Annotated in this window: 11 protein-coding genes and 1 tRNA gene; 11 read left to right on the forward strand and 1 reads right to left on the reverse strand. The window is 38.8% G+C overall.

Translation table 11 applies throughout. From position 1 onward, the window contains the following. The first annotated feature begins 1,027 nt into the window (after positions 1-1,027). The 10 genes from KM885_RS13225 to KM885_RS13270 all read left to right on the forward strand — a co-directional run bounded on the left by KM885_RS13225 (position 1,028) and on the right by KM885_RS13270 (position 11,705). Entirely contained in the window at positions 1,028-2,806 is a 1,779-nt protein-coding gene (locus tag KM885_RS13225; RefSeq protein ID WP_204798794.1) for an SLC13 family permease, read from the forward strand. 13 nt (positions 2,807-2,819) lie between these two features. Next, positions 2,820-3,419: an adenylyl-sulfate kinase gene (cysC, locus tag KM885_RS13230; RefSeq protein WP_216884141.1), complete on the forward strand. Its 600-nt coding sequence runs from the start codon at positions 2,820-2,822 to the stop codon at positions 3,417-3,419. Between the two features lie 242 nt (positions 3,420-3,661). After that, positions 3,662-4,381: a phosphoadenylyl-sulfate reductase gene (locus KM885_RS13235; RefSeq protein WP_244987021.1), complete on the forward strand. Its 720-nt coding sequence runs from the start codon at positions 3,662-3,664 to the stop codon at positions 4,379-4,381. A gap of 17 nt (positions 4,382-4,398) precedes the next feature. After that, on the forward strand, positions 4,399-5,547 hold the full coding sequence (sat, locus tag KM885_RS13240; RefSeq protein ID WP_204798791.1) for a sulfate adenylyltransferase: 1,149 nt from the start codon (positions 4,399-4,401) through the stop codon (positions 5,545-5,547). A gap of 40 nt (positions 5,548-5,587) precedes the next feature. Continuing rightward, positions 5,588-6,367: a uroporphyrinogen-III C-methyltransferase gene (cobA, locus tag KM885_RS13245; protein WP_047184429.1), complete on the forward strand. Its 780-nt coding sequence runs from the start codon at positions 5,588-5,590 to the stop codon at positions 6,365-6,367. 23 nt (positions 6,368-6,390) lie between these two features. Further along, positions 6,391-7,140 carry a sirohydrochlorin chelatase gene (locus tag KM885_RS13250; RefSeq protein WP_047184439.1) on the forward strand — a complete coding sequence of 250 codons (750 nt, stop codon included), beginning with the start codon at positions 6,391-6,393 and terminating at the stop codon, positions 7,138-7,140. Between the two features lie 22 nt (positions 7,141-7,162). Continuing rightward, a complete protein-coding gene (locus tag KM885_RS13255) occupies positions 7,163-7,312 on the forward strand; it encodes a YezD family protein (protein ID WP_083452620.1) in 150 nt (49 codons plus the stop codon). Positions 7,313-7,346: 34 nt separating this feature from the next. After that, positions 7,347-9,161, forward strand: coding sequence for an assimilatory sulfite reductase (NADPH) flavoprotein subunit (locus tag KM885_RS13260; RefSeq protein WP_216884143.1), 1,815 nt, complete (start codon positions 7,347-7,349; stop codon positions 9,159-9,161). Positions 9,162-9,186: 25 nt separating this feature from the next. Then, a complete protein-coding gene (gene cysI / locus KM885_RS13265) occupies positions 9,187-10,911 on the forward strand; it encodes an assimilatory sulfite reductase (NADPH) hemoprotein subunit (RefSeq protein WP_204798789.1) in 1,725 nt (574 codons plus the stop codon). A 170-nt stretch (positions 10,912-11,081) separates the two neighbouring features. Beyond that, a complete protein-coding gene (locus tag KM885_RS13270) occupies positions 11,082-11,705 on the forward strand; it encodes an NAD(P)-binding protein (RefSeq protein WP_216884144.1) in 624 nt (207 codons plus the stop codon). A 186-nt stretch (positions 11,706-11,891) separates the two neighbouring features. Here the strand turns inward: KM885_RS13270 and fabI are convergent, their stop codons facing one another. Further along, the gene (gene fabI / locus KM885_RS13275; protein ID WP_047184425.1) at positions 11,892-12,668 is read right to left on the reverse strand and encodes an enoyl-ACP reductase FabI; all 777 of its coding nucleotides are present in this window, start codon (positions 12,666-12,668) and stop codon (positions 11,892-11,894) included. 207 nt (positions 12,669-12,875) lie between these two features. Here fabI and KM885_RS13280 point away from each other — a divergent pair. Further along, a tRNA-Glu gene (locus KM885_RS13280) sits at positions 12,876-12,950 on the forward strand. Positions 12,951-13,013 lie beyond the last annotated feature (63 nt).

The raw sequence follows: 13,013 nt of genomic DNA on the forward strand, positions 1-13,013 counted from the left end.
ACGTGGAACAATCCATGAATGGTTGTTGTGCAAAAAAACTTAATCTTTTTGTGTCCAAAAACTTGACGTAGATCCAAGTTTCATGGACACTCTTCGGTTAAGTTCCTACAATTAAATCTAGAAGAGTGTCCAATGAAACATAAGTAAACTGGGAATCGATATAATGATCACTTTCAAGAAATGAATCGTTCTGTTTATCATTATTGTCAATGAGCAATAAATTTAAGTAGTGATATACCATATCTGAAATAACCATATATACATAGATTAATGAGAGTTGCTCTATTGTGACAATATCTTTACTTAAATTTTCAAACAGCCTACTCCGTTCAAATTAACTGATTAATTCAATACCCTGACCCACTTTAATTAATCCAATCACTCTTAATTGATATTACCAAAATTCTTGCTTTTCCACTCTATAGTATCTACATAATTTTTATTATAATACTTTTTTAAACTTTATAAAACACATTCTCAAATTTTTCCTTCTCCTTTTCTTATACTCATATTTTTAATTGGCCCTTCAACTTTAAGTTTATATAATTCAACGACGTTCTTCTTATAAATCGTTTAAAAACTCTTATCAGATTCTAAACAAATTATAACTTTTATATTGACATCTTCTGCATATGTCATAAAAAAGGTTATAGAAATCCTCTTTTTACATCTTTGTAACGCTTCAATAACTCTCAGTTGCGATTGTAAACATAAATTTAATAATTGTTCGGGTATTAAACATTTTCTCTCCTTACCCTAAACGATGTATGAGTATTGCGGACGGTTTCCTTCTGGATATGGTTTTCTGTAATTATTACAAGTAAACTTATAAGATTAATAAAAATAAATCACCGAATTCTATTGACAGAAGAATTCGGATAATATAGAATTGATTTAAATTTCCAGATGAATAATATAAATGCTTATTAGTCAACTAAAGGCATCTTTCTAATCGGTTATGTGACCCGATTAAAAAGGTGCCTTTTTTGTCGTTTAAAATCAATCGAACACAGAAAGGGGGGAAACGATGTCTTTGGAAATGATTGCCGTACTTGTTTTGATTATCGGGATGCTCGTGTGCTTGTTATTAGAAGTAGCGCAACCGGGAATGATCATTTTTTCAGTTTTAATTATCTTATTAATTACCGGGATTTTGACTCCAGAAGAAGCATTCAGTGGCTTATCTAATGAAGGAATGCTTACAGTTGCTCTTTTATTTATTGTTGCCGGTGCAGTACAAAAAAGTGGCGTTATTGACCGAGTGATGAAATATTGGTTGAAAAATAGTCGTACACAAACAGATGCGATGATGCGTTTTTTTGTACCTATTGCGATGTTTTCTGCATTCCTTAATAACACACCTATTGCAGTCACATTTACACCGATTATAAAAAATTGGTGTGAGGAGCACGGGTTTTCACCATCGAAATTCCTGATTCCATTATCTTATGTCACGATTTTAGGTGGAACCATTACACTCATGGGAACTTCTACAAACCTTGTCGTTCATGGGATGTTACTTGATTATGGTTTGGAGGGATTTTCATTATTTACACTAACAGTGATTGGAATTCCAATAACACTGGTTGGCTTTCTTTATTTATTCACAATAGGGAAAAAATTGCTACCTGATCATAAAGGATTTCGCCAACAAGTGAAGGAAGATGTGAAGTCGTATATTGCGGAAATGGAAGTAGAGGATTTCTTTCCACATGTGAATCAAAGTGTTATGAAAGCAGGATTACGTAACTTAGATGGATTATATTTAATTGAAATTATTCGTCGAAATGAACGTGTTTCTCCCGTTCGAAATTCAACCATTATTCAGGCCGGCGACCGCTTGATCTTTGCAGGGGAGATAGCTACAATCGCTGAGTTGCAAAAAATCAATGGCTTAAAGCTAAGAACGGGCACAGAGCTTGAACTTGATGACCTTAAAAATGGTAAAACAAGTTTAATCGAAGCAGTTGTTTCTCATCAGTCCGTGCTTTTATCCAAGTCTATTAAACAGTCGCAGTTTCGTTCACGCTACGATGCAGGTGTGATTGCGATCCACCGGAATAATGAACGAATTCACGGGAAGGTTGGGGACGTTATTTTGAAACCGGGGGATTCCTTATTGTTATTAGCGGGCATGGATTTTGTAGAGAAGTATCAACAAGCAAATGATTTTTACGTTGTTTCCCAATTAGATCCGCCGAAAACTCTGAATCAAGATGCTTGGAGAGATTGGTTTTCCATTACGCTTTTCATTGGAATGATTATAGTTGTATCGATTGGCTGGTTGTCCATGGTTAAAGCAATGGCATTGGCAGTGGTTATCTTGTTCATTACAAAAATGATACATGCGGAAGAAGCGAAGAAATATATACAATTTGATGTATTACTAGTAATCGCAAGTTCATTCGGAATTGGCGTAGCAATGACAAAAACAGGGTTAGCAGAATGGATAGCGTCAGGTTTACTGGTAGTAAGTGCATCATCTGGAATCATAGTAGTTTTAATCGTGTTGTATATTTTGACGAACATTTTTACTGAATTTCTTACAAACAGTGCTGCTGCGATTCTAATGTTGCCGATTGGTTTAGAAATGGCTCAATCTTTAGAACTTAATCCAATGGGAGTTGCAGTATTGATCGCGATTGCGGCTTCAGCAAGTTTTATTACACCAATCGGCTATCAAACCAATTTAATCGTTTATGGCCCAGGTGGTTATAAATTTAGTGACTATGTAAAAGTAGGCACACCACTAAGTGTATTAGTGATGATTACAGCAATAACCGTTATTTATCATGTTTGGTTTTAGGAGGGAAAATATCATGACAAAGTCAACCAATATTGTTTGGCATGAATCAGAAGTAACAAAGGCAAAACGCCAGGAATTAAACGGTCACAAAAGCGCTATTCTTTGGTTTACAGGACTATCCGGTTCGGGAAAATCCGCGATTTCAGTGAAGTTGGAAACAGCATTGCTTGAATTGGGGATTCACACCTATCGCCTTGATGGTGATAATGTTCGTCATGGTTTAAATAAAAATTTAGGATTTAGTTCAGAGGATCGAACGGAAAACATACGCAGAATTGGTGAAGTGTCCAAATTAATGGTTGATGCAGGGTTGTTTACATTAACAGCTTTCATCTCCCCATATCAAAATGATCGTGATCAAGTGCGTGAACTGGTTGAGGCCGATGAATTCATCGAAATTTATGTAAAAGCAAGTTTAGAAACATGTGAAAAACGTGATCCAAAGGGACTTTATAAAAAGGCAAGATTGGGAGAAATAAAGAATTTCACGGGTATCGATGCTCCATATGAGGCACCTCGTGAACCTGAAATAACGCTTGATACGACGGAGTTAAGCATAGAAGAATCTGTCGAAGTCATCCTTACTTATCTAAAAGATAACAAGTATATCTGAAGATGCCATGCTTTTGAAAAAAGGGGTAAGTATTTTTTTAAAACATACTTGACGTATCGGAATAATTGGTATATTATAATTAATAAATATTAGCCGACTAGAAACCTAGAAGCTAATAAGGTATGAATTCCATAACTATGATAAATAAAATTATTTATAAAAGCATTTCGCTGACTATACAAACTAGAGGCGACTTTAATCAACTGTTGATTAAAGTCGCCTATTTTTTAAGGGGGATGTTCATGACGAAGTTGACATACGATTCGTGGTATACGTATGACGGTGATTTTTTCCATGATAGTGAAGATGAATCCAAAGGTGCGTTAAACGTATTAAAGTGGGCTTATGACACTTATGATAATGAACTTGTGTATGCTTGTAGTTTTGGGGTTGAAGGTATTGTGATGATTGATTTAATCTCGCAAATAAAACCGAATGCCAAGGTAGTGTTTCTCGATACTGGTCTTCATTTTCAAGAAACGGTAGATCTCATTCAAGAAGTGAAGCAGCGGTATCCACAATTGGAAATTGAAATGAAAAAGCCTGTCTTAACGGTAGAAGAGCAAGCTGAAAAATATGGCGATAAACTGTGGGAAAGACAGCCGGACCGCTGTTGTTATATGAGGAAAGTGATTCCTCTTAGGGAAACATTAAGTGGTGTAACTGCGTGGATATCTGGGCTTAGGCGGGAGCAATCACCAACAAGGAAAAAGACTAATTTTATTAATAAGGATGAAACGTTCCAATCGGTTAAAATCTGTCCGCTTATTCATTGGTCTTGGACGGAGATTTGGGACTACGTGAAGAAATATCAGTTGGCCTATAACCCTCTTCATGATCAAGGTTATCCAAGTATCGGTTGTTTTCCTTGTACATTGCCTGGCGACACAAAGAGTGGATCAAGGGAAGGGCGTTGGGCAAATCACTTAAAGACAGAGTGCGGCTTGCATCAAAAATCATAATAAATGGGGGAATTTACGTGAGCTTAAGCCAACCACATGGTGGGAAATTAATTAATCGATGGAATCCTGATTTTCCATACAGTACGATAACGGAATCTGTAGAACTAGACGAAATTTCAATCAGTGACTTGGATTTAATTGGAACCGGTGCTTACAGTCCTTTAAGTGGATTTCTCACGGAAGCAGATTATCATTCTGTTCTCACTAATATGAGATTGACAACAGGTGAGCCGTGGACCATTCCAATTACACTACCAACAACAGAGGAGAATGCAGCGAGAATCACGGTTGGCAGTTTTGTGAAATTGGTGAAAGATGGAGAAGTCTACGGGGTAATAGAAGTGTCAGATATTTTTACACCGGATAAGGAAAAGGAAGCACAACTTGTATATCAAACAACAGAGCAGAAGCATCCAGGCGTGAAAAAGTTGTTTGAACGTCCAGATGTGTATTTGGGTGGAATCATTACATTAATTAAACATCGCCCACTGGATGAGTTTTCTGATTACAGGTTCGAACCGAGGGAAACACGTGAGAAATTCCAAGCGCTTGGGTGGAAGACAGTCGTTGGATTTCAAACAAGAAATCCGGTTCATCGGGCACATGAATATATTCAAAAGTCTGCTTTAGAAATAGTGGATGGTTTATTTCTAAACCCACTAGTAGGTGAAACGAAGTCAGACGATATTCCAGCAGATGTTCGCCTGAAAAGCTATGAAGTATTACTAGAAAACTATTATGCAAAAGACCGTGTGTTTTTAGGTGTATTTACGGCAGCAATGCGCTACGCAGGACCAAGGGAAGCTGTTTTCCATGCGATGGTAAGAAAGAACTTTGGCTGCACACATTTTATCGTTGGCCGTGATCATGCTGGTGTTGGTAATTATTACGGGACATATGATTCCCAAAAAATATTCAGTAACTTTACGGCAGAAGAACTCGGGATCCAATTATTATTTTTTGAGCATAGCTTTTATTGCAATCAATGTGCGAGTATGGCAACACCAAAAACATGTCCACATGATGCAAGTGACCATGTCATCTTGTCAGGTACGAAGGTAAGAGAAATGCTCCGCAACGGTGAGCAGCCACCAGCTACCTTTAGTCGTCCAGAAGTGATTAATGTATTAATAGCAGGATTGCAGCGGGAAAAAATCGAAAACTAGTAATTTTACGGAGTGGTAATGGTAAGAGGGAGGAAAAGAGATGGGGAAAGTATATATAGTAGGGGCTGGGCCCGGTGATGTTGATTTAATCACTGTTAAAGGAAAGAAGGCTATTCAAGAAGCAGATGTTATCCTGTATGATCGTTTAATTAATAAGAAATTGTTAGATTATGCGAAAGCAGGTGCAGACTTGCTTTATTGCGGAAAACTTCCAACCTATCACGCTATGAAACAAGAGACAATTAACTACTTTATGGTTAAGTATGCAAAGCAAGGAAAGGTTGTTACCCGTCTCAAAGGCGGGGATCCGTTCGTTTTTGGCAGAGGAGCAGAAGAAGCGCAGGCACTTGCGGAAAATGGAATCGTCTTTGAAGTGGTTCCAGGAATTACATCGGGAATTGCTGCCCCTGCTTATGCAGGCATCCCTGTCACCCATCGTGATCTCAGTTCTAGTTTTGCTATTGTAACTGGTCATATGCAGGCTGGTAAAAATGACACGATTCACTGGGAAAGCCTTGCAAAAGGTATTGATACGTTGGCCATTTACATGGGTGTCGGTAATTTACCTTACATTTGCGAGCAATTGATGAAGAATGGTCGACCTGAAAGCACGCCGGTTTCACTCGTACATTTGGGAACAATGGAAGAACAGCATACGATTACTGGCACGCTTTCTACCATTGCTGAAATTGCAAGAAAGTCTGAAATAAAAAATCCAAGTATGATTATTGTCGGAGAAGTTGTGAAACTAAGAGAGGAAATTCAGTGGTTTGAACAAAAAGGATTGAATCAAAGAATCATGGAGGAAACATTTGTATAACTACCCGGAAGGTGTGAATGGATATGCAGGCCGTTTTATATGTTGGTCATGGCAGCCGGATAAAATCAGGTGTCGAAGAAGTTATTCATTTTATTGAACGTTGCAAACCACTGATCGATGTTCCGATTCAAGAAATTTGCTTTTTAGAATTAGCGAAACCAAGTATTGAATCGGGAATTGCAGTCTGTGTTGAAAAAGGTGCCACACATATTGCTGTCGTCCCTATCCTTCTTTTAACGGCGAAACATGCCAAAGAAGATATTCCAGCAGAAATCGAAATTGGGAAGAACAAGTATCCAAACGTCACTTTTACATATGGAAGTGCACTTGGGATTCATACGAAAATGATAGATAGTCTATACGACCGGATACGTGAACAACAGGTAGCTATTAGGAACGATGCATCTGTTTTACTTGTAGGGAGAGGTAGTAGTGATCCAGCTGTCAAGCGTGATTTAACCAAGATTGCTCAACTGCTGAAAGAAAAATATGCGATTAACCAAGTTGATGTTTGTTTCCTTTACGGGGCAAAGCCTAGTTTTGATGAGGCATTGCAAAAACTAAAGCAAACGGCTAAAAAGCAAGTATTTATTATTCCGTACTTATTATTCACGGGAATTTTAATGAATAATATAGCAAAAAAAATTTCTGACCAATCAACCTCCGAAGAACAGTTCATCCTCTGTGAAAACCTTGGTTATCATAAAAATACCCAAGAAGTACTGGTAGAACAGGTAAAGGGGTTACTTGAGAAAGAACCGAATCTAAATTGATTTTCTTGAAAGGATGGTATGGATGTCAAATCGTAAACAAAATAATATCAATCTTACCATTGAAAAAATTAATACGATGCTAGAAACGATGAATTATGGGCGTATTACATTAGTCATCCAAGATAACTATGTCGTTCAAGTTGAAAAAAGTGAAAAAATCAGATTGAAATAATCGGAAGTTCCGTTTGTGAAAGAGGTGGAAAGAAATGCAACTTCAGGTAAAAAACAGTCCCTTTGATGAAAAACAGGCAGAACTACTTAACCAGCTTCTGCCAATGTTGACGGAGACGCAACAAATTTGGTTGGGAGGATATTTAAGTGCAATCCCAACAGGTAGTAAGCCGCAGATATCTGGAAGTACAGCTGTGCAGGAAGTTCCTGCATCTGTAACGGAAGTCACCATTCTATATGGGTCACAGACAGGTAATGGTCAAGCGTTGGCAGAAGACTTCTCTAAAAAGTTAAAAGCACAGAATTTCCAAGTAACCCTTGCTTCAATGAGTGATTTTAAACCGAAGACATTAAAAAAATTGGAGAACCTGTTGTTGATTGTCAGTACGCAAGGTGAAGGTGACCCACCAGATAATGCCTTGCCATTTTATGAATTTGTTTTTAGCAAAAGAGCGCCAAAGTTAGATCAGTTAAGTTATTCTGTTTTGTCCTTAGGAGATAGTTCCTATGATTCTTTTTGCGAAACGGGAAAACAATTTGATGCACGATTGTTAGAATTAGGTGCCAAACAAATGAGTCCTCGTATTGATTGTGACTTGGATTATGATGATCCGGCTGCAGAATGGTTTGCAAGTGTCACATCGAAATTAACAGAATTACAGGAGAAAACGGGTGGAATTTCTAATAAGCAAGCAGCAGCTACTTTGGAAGTTGTGGAAAAATCGACTTATTCAAGAACGAACCCTTTTCAAGCTGAAGTCCTTGAAAATATAAATTTGAATGGACGTGGATCGAATAAGGAAACACGTCATCTGGAATTATCACTCGAAGGATCTCATTTAGAATTTGAACCAGGGGATAGCTTAGCTATTTACCCAGAAAATGATTCCGTTTTAGTAGATAGCTTGATTGCGGAGATGGGGTGGGATGCTGCAACGCCAATACAGTTGAAGAACGACGAGATCATTCCATTGGAAGAAGCATTACGTAAGCATTACGAGATTACGGTATTAACGAAACCACTACTGCAAAAGCTGGCACTGCTTTCGTCTAATAATAACCTAAAGGAATTATTGCATTCGGAGCAAACCGAAGCATGGAAGGAATATAGTTATGGCCGAGATTTATTAGATGTTGTACGTGATTTTGGACCGTGGGATATTCCTGCTGATGAATTTGTTTCGATTCTTAGAAAGATTCCTGCTCGACAATATTCTATCGCAAGTAGCTTTAAGGCAAACCCGGATGAGGTGCATCTCACAATCGGGACGGTTCGTTATGAGGCACATGGTCGTATTCGGGAGGGGGTCTGTTCCGGACAATGTGCTATACGTACAGAACCAGGTGATACCTTGCCGGTTTATGTTCAGCGTAACGATAATTTTAGATTACCAGACGAACCTGATACACCATTGATTATGGTTGGGCCTGGTACTGGAGTCGCCCCATTCAGAGCGTTTTTGGAAGAATGGGAGGAAATTGATGCAAGCGGGAAAACATGGTTGTTCTTTGGCGATCAACATTTCGTTACAGATTTTCTGTATCAAGTTGAGTGGCAGCGATGGCTGAAGGAAGGTGTGCTAACACGGATGGATGTAGCATTTTCTCGTGATACAGACGAAAAGGTTTATGTGCAGCACCGGATGCTGGAAAGAAGTCAAGAACTTTTCCAATGGTTAGAAGAAGGAGCAGTCATTTATGTTTGTGGTGATGAAAAGCACATGGCAACCGATGTCCATGCTACCTTACTCAAAATCATTGAAAAGGAAGGCGGCATGAGTGCAGAGGAAGCAGCGGATTATTTAGCTAAACTGCAACAGCAGAAGCGATATCAACGTGATGTATATTGAGACAAGAGTGAGAGGAGTTAACGAAATGACAAATAAAGTGATTTTACCCCCGCAGCCCGGAACACCTAGTGATGTGGAGCGGATAAAGCGTGAGAGTAACTATTTGCGTGGGACGCTCATGGAGACAATCCAAGATCCGATCAGTTCAGGGATACCCGATGACGATAATCGATTAATGAAGTTTCATGGAAGTTACTTGCAAGATGATCGGGATCTGCGAAATGAACGTAGGCGTCAAAAGTTAGAACCAGCTTACCAGTTCATGGTACGTGTGCGTGCTCCGGGTGGTGTTGCGACACCGGAGCAATGGTTGGTGATGGACGATGTGGCCTGTAAATATGGCAATGGAACACTCAAATTAACTACTAGACAGTCGTTTCAAATGCATGGAATTTTAAAGTGGAATATGAAACAAACCATTCAGGAAATTAATGCGGCATTGATGGATACATTGGCAGCCTGCGGTGATGTAAATCGAAATGTCATGTGTAATCCGAATCCTTATCAGTCCGAAATTCACAGCGAAGTTTACGGGTGGGCTCAGAAACTAAGTGAGTATCTCTCGCCACAAACAAACGCTTATCATGAAATTTGGCTTGATGGGGAAAAAGTGGTTGATAGTCAGGAAACAGCGGAAGAGACGGAGCCGATGTATGGTGCACTCTATTTACCGCGCAAATTTAAGATTGGCGTGGCAGTTCCACCTTCTAACGATATTGATGTATTTTCCCAAGATCTAGGATTTATAGCAATTATAGAAGATGGAAAACTTGCGGGATTTAATATTGCTGTTGGAGGCGGCATGGGGATGACGCATGGTGATAAGGAAACATATCCTCAGTTAGCCCGAGTAATTGGTTTCTGTACACCAGATAAGCTTATCGAAGTAGCAGAGAAGGTGATCACGATCCAGCGTGATTATGGTAACCGGTCCGTAAGAAAGAATGCTAGATTCAAATATACCATCGATGCACGGGGACTGGAGTGGATTGTTACTGAACTCAATGAAAGGTTAGGTTGGAAACTGCAAGCACCGCGTAACTATCATTTCGATCATAATGGAGACCGTTACGGTTGGGTGAAGGGAAGTAATGACAAATGGCATTTTACTCTTTTTATCCAAAACGGTCGGATTAAAGATTCGGATGAATATCCATTGATGACCGGTTTGCGCGAAATCGCCAAAATTCATACCGGTGATTTCCGGCTTACTCCGAACCAAAACCTAATTATAAGTAATGTGTCGGAACACGAAAAACAGGACATTATTCAACTAATTGACAAATATGGATTAACAGATGGGAAGCAGTATTCCGCATTGCGACGGAATTCAATGGCCTGTGTTGCCTTCCCAACTTGTGGGCTGGCGATGGCCGAGTCGGAACGATATCTGCCTTTACTATTAGATAAACTGGAGTTGATTATCGACGAGGCGGGATTACGTGATCAAGAAATTATTATACGCATGTCGGGTTGCCCAAATGGATGTTCACGCCCCGCTTTAGGAGAAATTGCTTTTATCGGCAAAGGGCCGGGTAAATACAATATGTATTTAGGAGCTGGTTTTGCTGGAGACCGGCTGAATAAACTTTACCGGGAAAATATCGGTGAAGAAGAAATATTAGAATTGCTTCGGCCGCTTATTTTTCAATACGCAAAGGAAAGGCAAGAGGGCGAACATTTTGGGGACTTTGTAATCCGTGCAGGTCATGTGAAAGAAGTACAATCGGGATTAGACTTCCATGATTAAAAATGGCCCTATGTAGCAAAACGGAAAGTACAAGATTTTCTTTTTAGGTCTCCGATTTGCATAAGTGCAACTACGGCATTCATCCAAAGGCTTGACGAATGCCAAGCCTTATAACATTAAAAAATAAAAAAATGGGTCTATATAAAGTTTGCTTACAGGGTGGTTAAAGAATGGAATCATATCCCATAATGCTGAACATAAAAGGGAAGGATGCGGTCGTTGTAGGTGGTGGGCAGATCGCCTACAGAAAAATAGTTAGCTTGATACAGGCTGGTGCAAGCGTAACTGTCGTTAGCCCGAAGCTCCATGCAAATGTAGAAAAACTGTTTATTGATAAGCAAATTTCTTGGAGAAATAAGGAATTTGAACCAACTGATCTGGAAGCTACCTGGATTGTAATTGCAGCCACAAATAGTAGGGAAGTTAACGCATTCGTTGCATCATCAGCCGGAGACCATCAACTTGTCAATGTTGTAGATAATCAGGAACTTGGCAATTTTCAAGTCCCCGCGAAGCTATCGAGAGGGAAATTGACGATCAGTGTAGCAACAGAAGGAGCTAGCCCTGGGCTGTCAAAAGTAATTTGTAATGAACTGGGGGAAATCTATGACGATTCTTATGAACAATATCTTAGTTTCCTTGCTGTGGCCCGGGAAAAAGTGAAACATTCCAACATGAGCAAAAAAACAAAAACAAAATTATTAAAAACCATCACGAATGAAGAATATAGGAAATCCAAAGATAAACAAAGGGCCTTTCTTGAATTGTTTGGGAGGAATGAGGAGTGTGTTTAATTTAATAGTCAGCTAGATAAAATCACGATATGAGATAGAATAAAAATTTGAAAGTGTGTAATAAGTTAACATTAAACTTGTCACACACTTTCGTTTTTTCCTAAATCATTAGAACGCAACTTTTTAATTTTCTATGCAAAAAACTCTGAAAGTAGAAAATTAATCTTCAAGTTTTCTAAAAGAAAATTACCCACCGATGATATGGAACCCAGAGTCAACGTGTAGTACTTCACCTGTTATTCCTCTAGATAGGTCACTAACGAAGAATAATGTTGCATCACCTACTTGATCTTGGTCTACCCCACGGCGTAAAGGTGCTTTTTCTTCTAAAAGATGAGTTTTTTCATTAAATCCAGATACTCCTTTTGCAGAAAGAGTACGAATTGGCCCAGCAGAAATAGCATTTACACGAATACCATATTTTCCAACGTCTTCTGCCAAGTAACGCACACTTGCTTCCAGTGATGCTTTAGCAACTCCCATGACGTTGTAATTTGGAATGACTCTTTCTGCTCCCAAATAGGTTTGAGTAACAATACTCCCGCCCTCTGTCATTATTTCCTTAGCAGCTTTCGTAACTGCAACTAATGAATAGGCACTTATCTCTTGAGCAAGAAGAAATCCATCTCGTGAAGTGTCAGCATATTCCCCCTGTAGTTCTTCACGGTTTGCAAAAGCTACGGAATGAATTAATCCATGAATTACACCAATTTCATCTTTAATTTTGGCAAATGCCTCATTAATACTCTCGTCACTGGCAACATCACAAGATACAATTAATTTAGGCTCAATTTCGTGTTTCTCTAACAGTTTTACTAACTTTTTATAAGAACGTTCCTGTCTATTCGTAAATATTAGATTTGCACCAGCTTGGTGTAAAGATTTGGTAATTCCCCAAGCGATGCTTCTTTCGTTTGCAACGCCCATTACAACAATGTTTTTTCCTTCTAATAACCCTGACATGGTTAACCCTCCATAATTATCTTTTTGTCCATTATAACCTAATAAGCTGATAGAAATAAAATATTTAATAATAGATATTATTACTTACTACTAAATGGAGGGTTAATAACAATAATCTATAAAAAAGTTTAAAATAACTATTTACAAATTATGTGGAACTATGTATAATAAAATTCGTCAGTCTTTGACTAGTTTAAAAACTTAACTGGCCCGTTGGTCAAGCGGTTAAGACACCGCCCTTTCACGGCGGTAACACGGGTTCGAATCCCGTACGGGTCACCATTTTCAAGGAATGCATGTTAAGTATGCGACGTCCTGGGACTACGATTACTCGTCCCACCGTAA

This window comes from Oceanobacillus caeni (assembly GCF_019037185.1).
GTDB lineage: Bacteria > Bacillota > Bacilli > Bacillales > Amphibacillaceae > Oceanobacillus > Oceanobacillus caeni.

Coding starts and splice junctions, on each gene's coding strand:
- KM885_RS13225 (WP_204798794.1), top strand. CDS start 1,028: ATGTCTTTGGAAATGATTGCCGTACTTGTTTTGATTATCGGGATGCTC.
- cysC (WP_216884141.1), top strand. CDS start 2,820: ATGACAAAGTCAACCAATATTGTTTGGCATGAATCAGAAGTAACAAAG.
- KM885_RS13235 (WP_244987021.1), top strand. CDS start 3,662: ATGACGAAGTTGACATACGATTCGTGGTATACGTATGACGGTGATTTT.
- cobA (WP_047184429.1), top strand. CDS start 5,588: ATGGGGAAAGTATATATAGTAGGGGCTGGGCCCGGTGATGTTGATTTA.
- KM885_RS13250 (WP_047184439.1), top strand. CDS start 6,391: ATGCAGGCCGTTTTATATGTTGGTCATGGCAGCCGGATAAAATCAGGT.
- KM885_RS13255 (WP_083452620.1), top strand. CDS start 7,163: ATGTCAAATCGTAAACAAAATAATATCAATCTTACCATTGAAAAAATT.
- KM885_RS13260 (WP_216884143.1), top strand. CDS start 7,347: ATGCAACTTCAGGTAAAAAACAGTCCCTTTGATGAAAAACAGGCAGAA.
- cysI (WP_204798789.1), top strand. CDS start 9,187: ATGACAAATAAAGTGATTTTACCCCCGCAGCCCGGAACACCTAGTGAT.
- KM885_RS13270 (WP_216884144.1), top strand. CDS start 11,082: ATGGAATCATATCCCATAATGCTGAACATAAAAGGGAAGGATGCGGTC.
- fabI (WP_047184425.1), bottom strand. CDS start 12,668: ATGTCAGGGTTATTAGAAGGAAAAAACATTGTTGTAATGGGCGTTGCA.